Below are 17,534 nucleotides of genomic sequence, written 5' to 3' on the forward strand. Positions count from 1 at the left end.
AGGTAACGCGTTCATATCCATTAGTTCGGGCATTTCACTTATTAATTTAAGAAACTCTTGAGTATTTCCGTTTTCAATATCCTGAATGATTTTAATAAATTCGTCTAATGTCATGTCGCTATCATTTATCATCTGAATAATCGATTGTAAATTGAAATCATATGTACCATCTTGATCTTTATCACTTACTGGTAAATATAATAATGAAACTAAACAATTTTGATTTACTTGATCAGCTGTTAAATACGTTTGATTTTGCGGGTCTAGCGAATTATTCGGGTTATTTGGGTTATCTATAATTTTTGTTTGATCAAAACTATTAATATTAGGAGTATAATTAATTATAAAATTACCAAAAGGATTTTGACTATAATCAACGTCATCTATTGTTGATGTTTGTTTATTTCATGGTTGAAATTCTTGAATATGATATTTATAAATATTATTTACAAAAATATTGAAATTGTTATACAAATAATCATTGATAGCTTTTTTGTCATCAATATTATCATTTTTTGATTTATTAATAACAGCATTAGTCACTAAGATTGAACGAGAACTTTCACCTTGGACAAAGGTACCAACTTGATTTGACACATCTTGATAATCAGTTTGTGCATAATAACTAAGATAAAAGTTTGCAAAGTTATTTAAAAAAGTAGAATTATTATAAATAAATACTGGAAAACTCATATTTAAGTGATCGGGGTCATTAGGGTTTTGACTAATTTCTATAGTTCATTCTTGATTAATGTTCAATTGATCTGAAGTCACATCTTCAATTTTTAAAAAATTTTCAGGTGTATCTTCTTGTACATTGGAAGTAGAATATATACCTGAAACATAAGCATTGCTCATATCTGGGAAAATATCACTATTTGATACTATTTGATTCACAATGGTATTGTAAACATATTCGTATCTTAAATTATTAGATTTAATTTGCCCGTTTTTCCCCACCACTTTATACTGGGCGTCTGAACCTGTATAGTTTTGAGTATCATTTGTATCATTATGAGTTACATATTCTTCATAATCAGTGTCACGAATACTAATAGCTCCCAAATTAATTGGATACACAGTTTTACAAACGGGTACATCAACCCCTATTTTTTTCATAAAATCACAAAAATCTTGTGATGGAATTCAATCACCATGAAAGTGAAGGTCGTCATAATCAAAATATTTAGCCAATCCCTCAATACCAAAAAAAGCTGATGTTCCACCAACGATAAAAAATATTACTGTAAAAAAAATACTTGATGCTTTTTTTCATCACTTGGGAAAAGTTATAGTTTTAGTTAATTTATTAACTTTTTCTCAATCACTTTTATTCTTACGCATTTTCAAATCCTTTAATAAAATTAATTTATTTGTGGTATTTGGGTAATACTTGTTTTTCGAATAGAATTCGAAATTGTCATTTCTAAGTTTTCACGATATTTTTTTGCAGTAGTTAATAAAATTAAACTACCTAATAAAAATAAAATTAAACCCAAACAAGAACTAACGACCCCAACAATAGTGCCTGGGACATCTGAAAATAAAAAATTTAAAATATTTACTAAAACTAAAATAATATTAAATATATTCCCGAACACCAAAAATACAATTGATCAGATGGTCAAACTCCGAATATTTTTAACTAAAATAGCTGGTATTAAAAAGAGTAGGGTCGACAAAACTCCAATAATAGCAAAAATAACCGTTAGTAACTTTCAAATATAAGGTGCCAAAATATCTAATTCTGGTGAAAAAGGAATTATTTGGGTTAAAACAGCACTTAAGCTACCTAAGGGTAAAAATATAGACACTATTGCCGCTAGTTGTGAAAAAATGATTAACCCTCGACCCATTGAATCGCCAAAGGTGGTGAAATGAATTCTAGTTGCCGAAACATCATATTCATAATCTGTAGAAATTTTATTTTCGTTTTTAGATATTTGCTCTTCGCCAATTTTTTCTAAGCTATCAATTTTTTTATCTTCTATTAATGAATTAGTATCATTATTTGAAACAAATGTATTTGTTTTATTATTTAACCCCATAATAAGTAACCCTTTTATACACTGCACAAATCAAAATAAAGTATATATAATTATTATATAATTTTTGACAAAAAAAATAAAGACTATATAATATATTGTCTTTATTTTTTTATATTTAAATTAATATATAAAAAAAACCTTAGATTTAATCTAAGGTTTTTTATTATGAAAAATTATTTAATTGCAGCTTGTTTTGATAAAGCTTGTTTTGAACTTTCAATTAATGATAAAAATTGTTTTTCATCATTAATTGCTAATTCACTTAGCATTTTACGATTTATATCAATATTTGATAATTTTAAACCATTCATGAATTTAGAATAACTTAATCCATGTGGACGTGTTGCAGCATTAATTCTTTGAATTCACAAACTACGGAAATCTCTTTTTCTTTGTTTACGATCACGGTAAGCATATGCCAATGACTTCATTTGTTGTTCTTTTGCTTTTTTAAAATGAGTTGACTTAGTTCCGTAAAAACCTTTAGCCTGTTTAATTACTTTTTTTCTACGTTGTCTAGTTTGAGGTCCGCCCTTAACTCTTGCCATTTTTAATTCTCCTAACCCTTTTATCTATTAATAATTATATAATTTAATTTTAAACTAACTAATTATGTAGCAAATGTTTATTACGTTTAAAATCTGAATGATCCATTAAAGTAGATTTACGTGATTGACGTTTTTGTTTAGTTGATTTATTTTGTGCTAAATGAGATGTATAAGCGTTTTTTCTTTTCATTTGACCTGAAGCGGTAACTTTCACTCTTTTCGCTAATGCACTTTTAGTTTTCATTTTAGGCATTTTGTATAACTCTCTTTCATTAATTATTATTTCTTTTTAGGGACAATATACATATCTAAAAAACGACCATTTTGCTTAGGTGGTTTTTCAATAACTGCAATATCTTGAATCTTTGCAAAAAATCTATTTAAAGTTTGTACACCAAATTCTGGCTTTGCTGCTTCACGACCTCTAAAATTTAGAGAGATTTTAACTTTATTTCCATCTTCTAAAAACTCACGTACTTTTTTAGCTTTTGTCTCCATGTCATGGTCACCAATACCTGTTCTTAAACGCATTTCTTTGTTTAAGATAATGTGTTGTTTTTTCTTTAGATCTTTTGTTTTTTTCTTGCTTTCATATTTAAACTTCCCATAATCTAAAATTTTAGCGACTGGTGGTTTTTGATTAGGATTGATTACTAATAAATCTAAACCTTTTTCTTCAGCAAGTCTTAATGCTTCTGTTTTTGAAATGGGTCCTTGTCTAGAACCATCCGGCATTATAACTAATAATTCATTTGCGAAAATAAATTCATTAACTTGCTCTTTTACTCTTTTTTGTTTTATGGGTGCCAAATATAACTCCTTTATTATAATTTAATACTAAATATATAAAAAATACTTATTCATTATACACTATAAAAACCATTATTTAATGAATATTATTCAAATAATTTATTATTTTAATTTATCAAATTTAAGTTTTTTTACTATTTCCATTACATTTTTTGAACGATTAAATTTAAATTCATCTATTCTTGTTTCAGAAAAAAAGATATCATCTAACTTTCGATTTCTACAATTTTTAATCGCATATCTGAAATCAAAATCAATTAGAGCGACATTATTAATTCAACGAATATCATAATTCATAATATTCATTTTTTTTAAAAAACAATTAAATTCTTTTTCAGTATTAAAAAAGGCAATCAATTTACCATTACGACCATAAAATAAAAAATAATGTTCTAGGGCTTTTGTTCCCCAAAATTTGTAACCCAACATTTATACTCACCCTAAAAAATATATAAACTATATCCATTATATCATTTTTAAGAGTGATTTTAAATAAGTCTATAAAATAAGGGTTTTTTAGACATAGAGTTAAACTTAAAACTAATTTTTAAGTTTATTTTTTATTGTTTTTATGAATTCTAACAAGGTTATTGTCTTAGTTTCTTCATTTCCATATTGACGATATGTGATCATCTTATTTTTTACTTCATTATCACCAATAACTAACTGGTATGGTACCTTTTTAGTTTGCGACTCTCTTATTTTGTAACTTAAACGTTCATCACGAGAGTCAATCTTTGAACGTAACATTTCTTTTTTAAATTCATTTCTTAAATGATGAGCGTATTCTAAATGCTTACTACTCTCAGCAATTGAAACAGGAATGATATCAATCTGACATGGTGCCAATCATAACGGCAAGTTCCCTTTAGTTTGTTCCAATAAGATGGCGATAAAACGTTCATATGTCCCAATTAAGCCCCTGTGAATTATTATTGGCTGTGTCTTAGTTCCTTTTTCATTAATGTATGAAGCATCGAATTTATCAGGCAATAAAAAATCAAATTGTAAAGTTGAAATAGTGACTTCATGATTTAATGCAGTTTTTATTTGAATATCTAACTTCGGACCATAAAAGGCTGCTTCACCGATCATTTCCTTATAGTTAATTTTAGATTCATTTAAAGCTTCTTTTAAAAGTTGTTCAGCATGATTTCACATTTTATCATCATTAAAATATTTAGCTTTATTTTTAGGGTCACGTAATGATAAAGAGTAGTAATCAATTTGAATATTAAAAACCTTTAATGTCTCTTCGATCATTTTAAAGCAATGCTTAAATTCATCTTTAATTTGATCCGGACGAACAAAAATGTGAGAATCAGTTAATTCCATCATTCTCACACGTTCTAAACCGCTCAATGAACCTGATGATTCAAAACGAGATAAAATTGCATGCTCTGAAAAACGAATTGGAAAATCACGATAACTACGCAATTTACTTTTGTATATCGCAATGTGATGCGGGCATGACATTGGTCTTAAAACTAGTGAATCTGTATTTAATTTCATCAAAGGAAACATATCATCTTTATAATGTTCTCAATGACCTGACGTTTCATACAATTTTTTAGAACCTAAAATTGGAGTTTCTACTTCAATAAAATCATATTCTCATTCTTTTTGCTTAATAAAGTTTTTTATTTGATCTTTAAGAATTTTTCCATTGGGAAGTCAGATTGGTAATCCTTGACCTACCAAATTTTCAAAACTAAAGATCTCCAACTTTTTTCCTATCGTTCTATGATCCTGCTCTTTCCGAGAATCTTTCTCTTGAATTTTTAAACTTAGTTGGTCTTTGTCAAAAGTACTATAACCATAGATCCGTTGAATCATTTCATTGTTTTTATCGTTATTCCAATACACTCCTGCAACAGAAAATAACTTGGAAGCTTTAACATTAGAAAATTTTGCAAATGGATATTTAGTTAGAAGTTTAACACCATTTGAAACCAAACCTCTTTTTACTTCTTTATTCACTTCCATTTGAAAATCATTCAAACCATCAGTTTTAATTTCTTTAAATCTTTCAAATGCATAATTATCTGAAGAAATTCTTTTCATTTTCTTTTCTAAAAATGGTAAGTCTTCCTCCTTTATTGATTCTTTTGACATCTTGAAATCAACATAAAATCCATCATCATTTAAATTCATTTCAGCAATTTGAATATCAGGATCCATATTTGATAGTGCTAATGCTAACATTATAGAACCAGTATTGTTCAACACAGTGATTGACTCTGGTTCTTCTGTTGTAACAAATTTTAATTCACAACTTTTGCTAATTAAATATTCTGAAGACACCAACTCGCCATCAACAATACCAGCTAATGTTCTTTTTGACAGTGAAATCGAAATATTGCGTGCTATTCCGACAACTGTCATTGGAATATTGAACACTTTTTTATTTCCATCTTTTAACTTTATTTTCATGTTCACCTTTATAAATATATTTATTTCAATATTGTATTTATTGTTTTTATTATTACATAAAAAGAATGATTTAACAAAAAAATAAGAGTAAACTAACTAGTTTACTCTTATTTACAATTATCTAGAAATGTGACAATAACATTTAAATGAAAGGAGGGGGGGTCGGGTATCATGTACTAAAATTATTGTCTTTCTTATTGTTTTGTATGTTCTTAATATACCATACACTGATTAAAAAGTCAATGTTTATATAAGATTTTTTTAATTTAAAATTATTTAATTAAAATTTCTTTTAAATCTTCGTTATGAGCAATTAAAATTTTATCACCTTTTTTTGCTCCCCATTTTTGAGCTATGATAGATAATTTTGCATCATCATTTTTATAATTATTTACATCATCTACTTTATTCATAAAAATTGAATGTCAACAACCAAAAGCAGTGTATATTACATCATCAGCTGTAATTCCTAAAATTGCTGCATTTGGACGGAATTTTGAAACAGTTTTCAACAACTCACCTGTATTTGACAACACAATGGCATATTCATAATTTCCATCTTTTGTTTTTTCAGCTAATTGTTGAGCTATTTTCGCTCTTGGACCTGATGAATTTTTAACAGCGTTTCTAAAATTTTCTTCATAATATAATTTAGAATAGAATTCATTTTCAGCACGACGGTTAATTGTAGACATAGTTTCAACTGTAATTACTGGATATTCACCATTGGCTGATTCACCAGATAGCATTGTTGCGTCAGCACCTAATTCTGTTGCGAAATATACATCAGTAACTTCTGCTCTTGTAGGGTGTGGGTTTTCTGTCATTGTTTCTAACATTTGAGTTGCAACTATTACAATCTTTCCAGCGGCACGACATTTTCTAATAATTACTTTTTCTCAATAAGGAACATCATAATAAGGAATTTCTAGACCTAAGTCACCACGAGCGATCATAATTCCGTCAGCAGCAGCAATAATATCATCAATATTATTAATTCCAATTTGTGATTCAATTTTAGCTAAGATTTGAACTTTTTCTGCTTTTTCTGCTTTTAATAATTTTCTTATTTCTAAAATATTATCTTTGGTATTAACAAAAGAAGCAGCAATATAATCAATTCCCACTTTAACTCCAAATTTAATGTCATTAATATCTTTTTCAGCTAAAAAAGGTAATGAGAAATCTACACCTGGTAAATTAACACGTTTATTAGTTTTTAAATCATGATGATTAAATGCCTTAGTTGTCACTAATTTTGGTTCAACCTTTGTAACGTTTAATTGTAATTTTCCATCATCTACTAACACTACATCACCAACTTTTAAATCTTGTGACATATCAAATGAAACTGTTAAGTGGTTGTTTTCACATTCCTGAGTTGCAAATAATTTAGGGTCAGTATCAATTAAAACTGTTGCTCCCGCTACAATTTTTTGTGTCCCACCCTTCATTTTACCAATTCTGATCTCTGGTCCTTTAGTGTCCAATAAAATAGAAACTGGCAAATTCATTTCTTTGCTAATTTTTTTTGCCCATTCCATTCTTTCACCTTGTTCTACATGATCACCATGTGAAAAGTTTAAACGGATTGTTGTCATCCCTGCCTTGTATAATTCTTTTAAAGATTCTGCTGAGTGTGATGCGGGTCCAATTGTTGTGATAATTTTTGTTCTTTTTAATTTACTTAAATCTACTTTTGCCATTTGTATTTCCTTTATTTCGAATAATTATCATTAATAATTGTTATTTTGTTAACTTCTTTTTTTCGTGAAGGTCTTTTCATATCTAATGCTTTTGTAATATCATTAGCAATAAATTTATTATTAACAATACCGATACACAATCCACCTTTGCCTTGTTTAAGCTGTTCAATGGCTTCAACACCCATCATAAAAGCATTAAAACGATCTAAAGCTGTAGGGATTCCACCTCTTTGGATATGTCCCAAAACAGAAGCGCGACTAACATAACCTGATGTTTTTTCAATATCTTTAGCTAATTGATCAACATCGTACAAATGCTCAGAGACTAAAACTAAAACACTGCGCTTGTTTGATTGTTTTAATTTCTTAACTTTATCAATGATATCTGCTTCAGATATTTTATTTTCAGAAATAGATATTACATCAGCACCAGAGGCGATTCCAGCATAATAAGCGATATCTCCACAGTATCTACCCATTACCTCTACAACAGCACAACGGTTGTGTGATTGAATTGTATCTCTAATTTTATCCAATGAATCTACAACAATATTAATCGCTGTATCAAAACCAATTGTAAAATCAGAAGAAGCGATATCATTATCAATTGTTCCTGGAATTCCAATACAATTAATTCCCATTTCAGTTAGTTTTAAAGCGCCCATATAACTACCGTCACCACCGATGACTACTAATGCTTCAATATTATGTTTTTTTAAGTTATCAACAGCTTTTTTTCTAACTTCTAAATCTTTAAATTCTGGCAAACGAGCAGAACCAATGACTGTTCCCCCTCATTTCATGATAGATTCAGCAAAATCATACGTTGCAGGTTCTATCAAATTGTTAACTAAACCAAAATAGCCATCTTTCACAATGTACGGTTGAATATTTTCTTTAAAGGCAGCTTTGATAACACCTGCTACAGCAGCGTTCATTCCTTGAGAATCGCCACCAGAGGTTAACACACCTATTTTTTTAATCATATAAAATCTCCTAAAACACAATAATAATTATAACATTTATTTAATATTAAGTAATTAATATTTCCATTTTCAACTTGCTAATTTATTGTCATCGACAATACCGATATAAGGTAAATTTCTTAATTTTTCTTGATAATCCAAACCAAACCCTACAACAAAAGAATCAGGAATTTCAAAAACTGTTCAGTCACTATCGATATCAACTTTACGACCTGATTTCTTATCAAGTAAAGTAACAATTTTAACTGTTTTTGCCCCTTTTAGAAGCAAATAATCCCTAATTAATTTCAGTGTATTTCCACTATCAATTATATCTTCGATAATTAAAATATCTCTATTTGTTGCTGGTGTTAACATATCCAATTTAATTTCGGGCACACCTTTCGCCTTTACTCCACCATAAAATGAGCTTGTGATCATATATTCTGTTTCACAATCAATATTAAAATTATTTAAGAATTCTGCCATGAATGGTATAGAACCTTTTAATAATCCTAAACAAATTATTGCATTATCAACCTGATGTGATGTTTGATAAAACTTAGCGATTTCTTCGGCAACTTTTTTTGTTTCAACTCTTATTTGTTCATGGTCAAATAAAATTTCTTTTACTAATGGATGTTTATTCATATATGAAATCCTTTGATTAAACTATTATTTTTATTATAAACCTTTTATTTTAAAGAAAAAGACTATTATAGTTAAATATTTAATTATTTTTTAATGATAAATTACCTTTTTTTGAGATTTTGGCTATATTTTGTCAATATTTTTTAAATCTTCACGAGTTTTATTTAACGCTTTTTTAAAGCAATGTGTTGCTATAAATGGTTCTAAATTAATTATCATGGGTAATGCAACGCATCATTGTAAAATTTCAAATACTATTCAACGAATATAAAATTTTTGATAATTTTGCCTTAGTAAACCTCGATCGATTCCAGCATAAACTATTGATAAATCATATTGGTAAATAAAATAACCTATAATTGGTATAAAGTGCCAAACTTTTTTTAATTTTTTGTCAGCTAAAAATTTTTCAATTTTCGAGCAATCGTTATTGACCACTTGAATTTTATAAAGATCAAAATTAAAATTCTGTTTTTCATCTGATGAATGTTGATTTTCTAGATGAGCATTAGGTGTAATTTCTTTACTAATAGATTGACCTTTAAACATGAGTTCTAATCTCTCAATATCTTTTTTATGATTGTTTTTTAGTCTCTCTATTTCTTCTTTAATTTTTTTTAATTCTAATTCAGTTGTTTGTGTTTGGTCCATTATTCATTCTCTTTACTTTCTTTTTGCATAAAATAAAATAAAAGATGATTAAAAATCATCTTTTATTTTATTATTTTAATCATTAATTATGAAAGATGAAACTAAACGTTTTTCTTTAAGTTATAGAACGCTTTAATTCCTAAAAATTGTGCATCTTCACCTAATTCATCTTCAATTTGCATTAAGCGGTTGTATTTTGCAATACGGTCAGATCTTGACATTGAACCAGTTTTAATTTGTCCTGTATTTAATGCAACAGCAATATCAGCGATTGTTGAATCTTCTGTTTCTCCTGAACGGTGAGAAACAACGGCTGTTCAACCAGCTTTTTGTGTCATTTGTACAGCGTCGATTGATTCTGTTAATGTTCCAATTTGGTTAACCTTAATTAAAACTGAATTTGCACATTCTTCTTTGATACCTCTTTGAATAATTTCTGTGTTAGTAACAAATAAATCATCACCCATGATTTGCGCTTTATTCCCGACTTTATCTTTTAACATTTTAAATCCAACTCAGTCTGATTCAGCTAAACCATCTTCCATTGAAATAATTGGGTATTTGTTGATCAATGAAGCAATATATTCTACTTGTTCTTCAGTCGTTCTTGTAACTTCTTTATCTAAACCTTTTGCTTTTGTTTCACCTTTATAATGGTAAAGTTTATCTGAAGTATTATATAACTCTGAAGCTGCAGGATCCATAGCAATCATCACACCTTTTTCCCCTGTTTGGTAACCAGCTTCTTTAATAGCTTGAACTAAAATGTCTAATGCATCTTCAGCTGTTGCTAAATCAGGTGCGAATCCACCTTCATCACCAACAGTAGTGATGTGACCTTTTTTATGTAAAATATTTTTTAAAGTGTGAAAAATTTCAGATGCAGTTTTAACAGCTTCTCTTAATGATTTTGCACCTACTGGCATAATCATAAATTCTTGAAAATCAATTGTATTATCTGCATGTTCACCACCATTAATAACATTTAACATCGGCACTGGTAAAACTTTGGCGTTAGGTCCCCCTAAATATTTATATAATGGAATTTCTAATTCACAAGCTGCAGCTTTTGCAACGGCAACAGAAACACCTAATATAGCATTAGCACCTAATTTAGACTTGTTTTTTGTACCATCTAATTTTATCATTTTTCGATCGATTCCAATTTGATCGAAAACATCTCAACCGATGATTTCTTTTGCGATAATTTTATTTACATTATCAACTGCTTTAAAAACACTTTTACCACCAAATTTTTTCTTATCGTTATCTCTTAATTCAATAGCCTCTCTTGAACCTGTTGATGCTCCAGATGGAACATTGAACATTCCGTGACCACCGAATTCGGTATAAACTTCTACTTGAACTGTGGGGTTACCACGTGAGTCCATAATTTGTCTTGCTACAATATTTGAAATTAATGACATTAATTATCTCCCTTAAATTTTTGCTGATGATATTATAGTATTTAAAAAATAAAAAGTAAAGAACACAAATTATTTAAATTTAAATCCTTTTAAATGCTCATCAAATGGTTTATTTGGATCAAAGTGAGCTTCTAACTGTTCAGATTTAAAACAATCTTTGCAGTTAATTCCTCAGACAAACATTCTTGTAGTTTTATTATATTTTATTGGTTCTATATCTAAATTAGCATGTTGACATTTTAGGTTTCAATTTAATAAATCAATAGTTTCCATTGTTTGTTTTTTAATTAATAATAAATCTTGTTTCCATAAGGTTTTATCCCTAGTTTCCATAGTGTTCACTAATTCAAGAATAATGTGCAAATCTGCCAAAACTTCCTTAAATTTTTGATCGGCTTGTTTATTATTATTATTTTTAGTTTTCTCAGTCATTTCTTTCAAACTTTTATCCATAATCTTCTTTATAAAGTAATATTTATTGCTTTACTAAATCAGAAATTAATTTAATTAAAACAATCCCTAATCTTTCAATCACTTCATCAATTTGTTCTTCTAATTTTTTATTGTTAATTTTAATATTTTCATTATCTTTGATTTCTTTAATGACAATCTTAATTTTTTCCATTAAGTCAGGATTAATGTGCTTAATATCTTTTTGTAAATTATTAATATAAGGCACAAAATTTTTTAATAATAATATTTTTGATTTTAAACCACGTGATTTGGAAAATAATAATAATAAATTATTTAAATAAATTATGTCATCAGATTTGTATTCTTTTTTTTCTTTTTCAATAATATCTTTTATTTTAAATTCAGAAACATTGTATCCTTGTAATTTTTTAGAAACTACACCAATTTTAAATTCATCTGTTGTTTGACGTATATATTTCTGAATACATATTAACGAAGTTTTCTCATAACTTGTAAAGTTTGGATCTTCTTTATGTTCAAATATCACTATATTTATCAAGTTATAAATTAATTCAAAAAACAATATCACTTGATTATTTTTACAAAAAAAAGAGTCAATGATTTTTTGTTTGCTAGTGTCACTTTGTAAAGTAGAAATTAAGGTTTCATATTTTTTAGGGAAATCACTAGTGAAATCAGTGAAATCTTTATTAAAAGTAAAATTTATTTTTTTTAATTTTTCATTATTTGGAAAATCTATTTTAAATAAGGAGAAAGCATTATTTAATTCAAATGAAAACAATTGATTGGAAGCATTATTTAATCAAGTGATAAGTTTGGCGCTATTTTTATTTAAACTAAAATAAATATTTAAAATCTCTTGAAAATTTTTAGCAAACAATAAATATTTTTTAGAGCTGACAGCATTATTAAAGATTGACATATTTTGACCCCATTTATACAATTTATACTTTTTTTTAATTATAACATAAAAAAAATAATTGCCAAAAACAATTATTTTTCAAAATACAAATAGATGATTGATTAATCAGTTAATTTAACTATTTTTTGCATTGCTGATGCAACGTGTTCAACATCTGGACCAACTACAATCTGAATAGATTCTTTAGAAATAACTTTAATTCCAAAGACACCTGATGACTTAACTTTTGCTTGGTCAACTTTTTCAGAATCCTTAACGTCCAATCTTAAACGAGTTGCACAGTTATCAATTTTTGTAAAATTGTCTGCACCAATGGCTTCAATAATAATTTCAGCCATTACTTGATATTTATCAACTTTTTTACCATCTTTTGTTTCAGTTTTACCTTTCGCTAATGAAGCTGCTGGTTTAACTGTTGTTCCTGAAACGTCTTCTTCACGTCCAGGAGTTTTAATATCCATTCATTTAATAATTCCCAAGAATGAGAAGAAGTAAGCTGCAAATGCTCCTGCAGTGATTGGTAAGATTCATAATGGGTTAGCCATTACTCCCGCACCATTTCCTGCAAGTTCACCTGTGTACTGAGCAAATCCTCATGCTTGTGGTATTGAAATTGCATAGTCAACAAACCCAGCACTAAATCCAAATCCAACTTCAATTCTCATTGCAACAACAATGAAACAGAATACTGCAGATAAGGCTGCATGAAGCAACAATAGAACCGGTGATAAGAAGACAAATGAATATTCAATTGGTTCTGTAATACCTGTTAAGAATGATATACCTGCTGCACCTCCAAGGAAACCTGCTACATTAACACGGTTTTCTTTTTTAGCTGCAAATATCATCGCAACAACAGCAGCTGGCAATCCACCCATCATTATTGGAAAGAATCCTGACTGGAACACTCCTGAACCATAAACTCCTGCTGTAAAGGCATTAATATCACCATTAACTGTAACAGCAGCCGCATTTGGGTCTACTGCACCAGTAATTGGATCTACTACAACACCAGTAATTGGAACTTGGAACCATAACAATGTATTTAACACTTGATGTAAACCAAATGGTAATAATAAACGGTTAATGAATCCATATCCTGCTGCACCTGATGCTGAAATTCAATTTTGTGACCCTTGTGAAATATTTGTATCACCTGAACCAGCTACTGCTTGTCCAAATGCATTTAACCCTAATTGAATTCAAGGTCAAATAACAGCGAACATAAATGCCATTGGTATAGCAAATACAATTGCCATCATCGGAATAAATCTTCTTCCTCCGAAGAATGACATTGCTTTTGGTAACTTAATTTCTTTGAAACGGTTGTATAGAATTGAAGTAATAACTCCGGCAACTATACCACCTAGAACGCCAATATCAAGAACAAAGGTTGCCCCGCTGACATTTCCGTTTGTGTCAAAATTTTTCGCATAAAGCAATGATGAACTATGATGAACAACACTTTTATCATCAGTTCAAGTAAATGTATTAACATTGTCATACATCATATTGGCAATCCCGTGTTCTGATAGTAAACCTGTCATAACAAAGAAAAATGCTACTGAAGCTAATGCCGCTTCACCTCGGTGATCTTTAGCAAAACCGAATCCCACACCGATAGCGAAGAATAATGCTAAGTTATCAAAAATCACTCCCCCTGGTTTTTGAATAATAAATGATATTCAATAACCAACTTGGTTTGTGATATCCCCATGGGCATCTGTTGTATAGGTTAAACCTAATGCGCCAAAACGGTTTAATAAAGCTGCGAATGGTAGAACAGCTATTGGGAATTGTAACGCTTTCCCTAGCGACCCTAATCAAGATAGCGATTTGTCTCATCCTGCCTTCATACGAGTAGTAAATTCATTTGAACTACCTGTACTAGAATTAGACCTAAGAGCACTATTTGTTGTGGATTTTAATTTTTTGTCCATTTTAATATACCTCCTCATTATAATTATATACTATTTAAAATAAAGTATGTTAAATAATTTAAAACAAATTGATAAGTTCGCCGATAAAAAAACCAAAAGACATAAGAATCATAAGACATGAAGCGAAAATTAAAAATATTGCCATGTACAAATTAAATATTTTATACTTATGGTTATGGTCTTGTAAATCTTCGAAAGATGAGGATTGACTTTTTTTTCTATCACGCAATCTTTTATATCAATAAACTGAAGCTCATAGGCAAACAATGCCACCCAAAAAAATACATAATTCTGCGATTGTTCCGGTTGTTCAAAAGTCAGTGAGTAAGTAATTCATTTTTTATTAATCTCCTTTATTGATTTTATGAACTAAATTGTTCGATAAAATCAATATTATAATCTTCTCTAAGTAAATTTCTTTTTAAATTATTTTCTTTTAAAAATAATTGGTATTCTTCAACAATTATTAATAATTGTTTTTTAATATCCTCTATTTTTTCTGCATTTGTTAAATTATTCTTTTGAAATTTTAGATTACGAATTTTATCTTCATATTTAAATTGCTTTAACTTTAAATTATAATTCTTATCTTTTTCTTCATCATCATAAACATTATCATTGGTTAAGGAATCTGAGGGATAATAATCTAACTCTTTATGCGAGCAACCTAAATGATGGAAACCATTGTTTACAGCCTCTTGCATTGTCATATACTTTTTAGATGTGGGGTATAATGATAAAATTTTATTTTCATAAGGGCGACATAATTTACATGAATCCTTTTTTTCTAAAACAATCACTGTTGGCTCAAATCGCATTGAAGTTTTTGAACCAAAACCATTATAGATACCTAAAAATTTTTCCTTGTTATTGTTGTGTAACTTTAAATTATGTTGATATATTTGAAATGCTTGTTGTTCTGCTTCAGTTAAGTTGTCGTATTCTTCATGACTAATTAAAGCTGTATCTATTACTTTTTTATCTTGCTTAACTTTTAAAGGCTTTGCATTTTTATATTTATCATTAGATGTAAATTTATCACGAAATTTTTTATTAAAAAATGGCATTATTAAAATAATTATTAAGATAACTCCAGCAATAACTAAATAAACTCATCAATCTATATTTAACATTTTAACCCTTAAATAATTTATTCAAAAATATTATCTTTTGAAACATCTTCATAATATTTTATAATATCTTGGAGCATAACTTCTCTTTCACAATTACATTTTTCACAATTACCTGTAACTGATTTTAAATCTTTATCAAAAAAAATCCCTTGTGAAAAAATAAAATTTTGATAATCTCAGCATTTACTACAAAATAAAAATAAATTTTTAGTACCATTCTTAATTTTAAACATATAAATCTAAAACCTTTTTAAATAAAAATTACTAAAATTAAAATAATTTTTATTAATTGTATAATATTAAATAAAAATAAAAAACCTTTTAATTAATTAAAAGGTTTTTTATTTTTAGGATATGTATTGATAAAAAAAGATTAATCCTACAGAGAAAAAGATTGCTGTTGATAAAGCATCAACAATTGTTGTCAATAATGGTGCTGCCATAATTGCAGGATCCAACTTAATTGCTTTGGCAAAAATTGGTAATGCTGAACCGACTAATTTTGCAATTACAACTGTTAGGTACAACGCAATAGATAATGTAGCAATTGCGTATCATTCATAATTATCAATTAAATGATCTCCGATTGATAAGTAAATAATTACCATTCTTAAAAAATTAACAGTGATCAATATTAGCCCTACAATTAATGAGACTCTTAATTCCTTGTATAGTACCCGACCATATTCCTTTGTTTTAACTTGTCGTAACGATAATGCCCTGATGACAGTTGTTGAGGACTGACTCCCAGCATTACCACTAGTTCCTGAAATAATGGGTAACATCGGGATTAATAAACCATTGACAATATAATTAATAATATTGCTATTATCAGATGAAGTATCTACATTATATAAATTGGTAAAACATGTAATCACAATTTGGGATAAAGTTGCTGATATCATTAAAAACATCAATCAACCACTTCGTGATTTAACCATTCTAAAAACAGAAGTTTCGAAATAATTTTTTTCTGTGGGAGTAATCCCGGCTAATTTGTGAATATCTTCAGTTGTTTCTTCTTCTAAAACGTCAATAATATCATCAACTGTAATAATTCCCATTAAACGGTTTTGTTCGGAAACCACCGGCAAGACATTGATGTCATATTTCTTAAAGATTTGCAAAACTTCTTCTTGATCGGTGTTAGTTTTAACAGATTTAAAATTTCTTTCCATAATACTTTCTAAATTTTCATCTTGTTTAGAAAAAATTAGAGTTCGTAAGCTTATCATCCCTGCTAAATGATGATATTTATCAATTACATAAAAATAATCAGTTTCTTCGATTAATTCCTTATTATCGCGAATTTTTTTAAGAGCATCTCGTGGTGTATCGCTAATTAGTAATTCTAAATTATTAACCGACATAATATAACCGGCTGTGTTTTCAATATATCTTAAAATTTTATTAATTTTTTCTCTAGTGTCCGAATTAACTGATTTTAAAATTTTAGCAACAATATTAGCCGGCATTTCTTCAATAACATCAACAATATCATCAGCATAAACATCTTCTAAAATTTTTTCAATTTCATCTGAACTAAAGACATTAATAATATACTCTTTAATATCATTATCCAAATAAGAAAAAACATCGGCAGCTGTTGCTGTATCTAATCAACGAATAACTTTTAAAATTTCTTCTTTTTCTAAATGCGATAAAGCTTCTGAAACATCTGCTGGTTGATGTGAACTAATTAATTTTCTTAAATCAATAATTTTATGTTCAATAAACAGTTGCTTGATCTCACAAGATAAATCATTATTAATTTCTGCCATATTTTTTCCTCCTATTCCTTATAATTAAAAATAACATAAATATAATTTAAAAAACATAAACCAAATAGGTTTATGTATTCATGC

At 28.2% G+C, this 17,534-nt stretch carries 19 protein-coding genes; all 19 read right to left on the reverse strand.

Annotation, left to right across the window (positions count from 1 at the left end; genetic code table 4):
- A partial coding sequence (locus AAHM77_RS02760; RefSeq protein WP_342252612.1) for a hypothetical protein occupies nucleotides 1-1,344 on the reverse strand: 1,344 nt, incomplete at its 3' end.
- 20 nt (nucleotides 1,345-1,364) lie between these two features.
- Nucleotides 1,365-2,048, reverse strand: a complete 684-nt coding sequence (locus tag AAHM77_RS02765) for a hypothetical protein (RefSeq protein WP_342252613.1) — start codon at nucleotides 2,046-2,048, stop codon at nucleotides 1,365-1,367.
- A gap of 173 nt (nucleotides 2,049-2,221) precedes the next feature.
- A complete protein-coding gene (gene rplT, locus AAHM77_RS02770) occupies nucleotides 2,222-2,596 on the reverse strand; it encodes a 50S ribosomal protein L20 (protein ID WP_342252614.1) in 375 nt (124 codons plus the stop codon).
- Nucleotides 2,597-2,654: 58 nt separating this feature from the next.
- The gene (gene rpmI / locus AAHM77_RS02775) at nucleotides 2,655-2,849 is read right to left on the reverse strand and encodes a 50S ribosomal protein L35 (protein WP_342252615.1); all 195 of its coding nucleotides are present in this window, start codon (nucleotides 2,847-2,849) and stop codon (nucleotides 2,655-2,657) included.
- 26 nt (nucleotides 2,850-2,875) lie between these two features.
- Nucleotides 2,876-3,406 (reverse strand): translation initiation factor IF-3, encoded by a 531-nt coding sequence (infC, locus tag AAHM77_RS02780; RefSeq protein ID WP_342252616.1) that lies wholly within the window; start codon nucleotides 3,404-3,406, stop codon nucleotides 2,876-2,878.
- A gap of 102 nt (nucleotides 3,407-3,508) precedes the next feature.
- Complete coding sequence (locus tag AAHM77_RS02785; RefSeq protein ID WP_342252617.1) at nucleotides 3,509-3,835, reverse strand: hypothetical protein; 327 nt, start codon at nucleotides 3,833-3,835, stop codon at nucleotides 3,509-3,511.
- Between the two features lie 111 nt (nucleotides 3,836-3,946).
- On the reverse strand, nucleotides 3,947-5,839 hold the full coding sequence (thrS, locus tag AAHM77_RS02790) for a threonine--tRNA ligase (protein ID WP_342252618.1): 1,893 nt from the start codon (nucleotides 5,837-5,839) through the stop codon (nucleotides 3,947-3,949).
- Between the two features lie 272 nt (nucleotides 5,840-6,111).
- Complete coding sequence (gene pyk / locus AAHM77_RS02795; protein ID WP_342252619.1) at nucleotides 6,112-7,545, reverse strand: pyruvate kinase; 1,434 nt, start codon at nucleotides 7,543-7,545, stop codon at nucleotides 6,112-6,114.
- A gap of 11 nt (nucleotides 7,546-7,556) precedes the next feature.
- Entirely contained in the window at nucleotides 7,557-8,531 is a 975-nt protein-coding gene (pfkA, locus tag AAHM77_RS02800; RefSeq protein ID WP_342252620.1) for a 6-phosphofructokinase, read from the reverse strand.
- Nucleotides 8,532-8,585: 54 nt separating this feature from the next.
- Complete coding sequence (gene hpt, locus AAHM77_RS02805) at nucleotides 8,586-9,161, reverse strand: hypoxanthine phosphoribosyltransferase (RefSeq protein WP_342252621.1); 576 nt, start codon at nucleotides 9,159-9,161, stop codon at nucleotides 8,586-8,588.
- A gap of 123 nt (nucleotides 9,162-9,284) precedes the next feature.
- A complete protein-coding gene (locus tag AAHM77_RS02810; protein ID WP_342252622.1) occupies nucleotides 9,285-9,812 on the reverse strand; it encodes a hypothetical protein in 528 nt (175 codons plus the stop codon).
- Nucleotides 9,813-9,913: 101 nt separating this feature from the next.
- Nucleotides 9,914-11,239 (reverse strand): phosphopyruvate hydratase, encoded by a 1,326-nt coding sequence (gene eno / locus AAHM77_RS02815; protein WP_342252623.1) that lies wholly within the window; start codon nucleotides 11,237-11,239, stop codon nucleotides 9,914-9,916.
- Nucleotides 11,240-11,308: 69 nt separating this feature from the next.
- The gene (locus tag AAHM77_RS02820; RefSeq protein ID WP_342252624.1) at nucleotides 11,309-11,692 is read right to left on the reverse strand and encodes a hypothetical protein; all 384 of its coding nucleotides are present in this window, start codon (nucleotides 11,690-11,692) and stop codon (nucleotides 11,309-11,311) included.
- A 22-nt stretch (nucleotides 11,693-11,714) separates the two neighbouring features.
- A complete protein-coding gene (locus AAHM77_RS02825; protein ID WP_342252625.1) occupies nucleotides 11,715-12,596 on the reverse strand; it encodes a hypothetical protein in 882 nt (293 codons plus the stop codon).
- Nucleotides 12,597-12,697: 101 nt separating this feature from the next.
- Entirely contained in the window at nucleotides 12,698-14,536 is a 1,839-nt protein-coding gene (locus tag AAHM77_RS02830) for a PTS transporter subunit EIIC (protein WP_342252626.1), read from the reverse strand.
- Between the two features lie 58 nt (nucleotides 14,537-14,594).
- Nucleotides 14,595-14,873, reverse strand: coding sequence for a hypothetical protein (locus tag AAHM77_RS02835; RefSeq protein WP_342252627.1), 279 nt, complete (start codon nucleotides 14,871-14,873; stop codon nucleotides 14,595-14,597).
- Between the two features lie 25 nt (nucleotides 14,874-14,898).
- Entirely contained in the window at nucleotides 14,899-15,669 is a 771-nt protein-coding gene (locus AAHM77_RS02840) for a phage minor capsid protein (RefSeq protein ID WP_342252628.1), read from the reverse strand.
- A gap of 17 nt (nucleotides 15,670-15,686) precedes the next feature.
- The gene (locus AAHM77_RS02845) at nucleotides 15,687-15,902 is read right to left on the reverse strand and encodes a hypothetical protein (RefSeq protein ID WP_342252629.1); all 216 of its coding nucleotides are present in this window, start codon (nucleotides 15,900-15,902) and stop codon (nucleotides 15,687-15,689) included.
- Between the two features lie 114 nt (nucleotides 15,903-16,016).
- Complete coding sequence (gene mgtE / locus AAHM77_RS02850; protein ID WP_342252630.1) at nucleotides 16,017-17,450, reverse strand: magnesium transporter; 1,434 nt, start codon at nucleotides 17,448-17,450, stop codon at nucleotides 16,017-16,019.
- Nucleotides 17,451-17,534 lie beyond the last annotated feature (84 nt).

This window comes from Spiroplasma endosymbiont of Amphibalanus improvisus (assembly GCF_964030645.1).
Classification (GTDB): domain Bacteria; phylum Bacillota_I; class Bacilli_A; order Mycoplasmatales; family Mycoplasmataceae; genus CAXIPX01.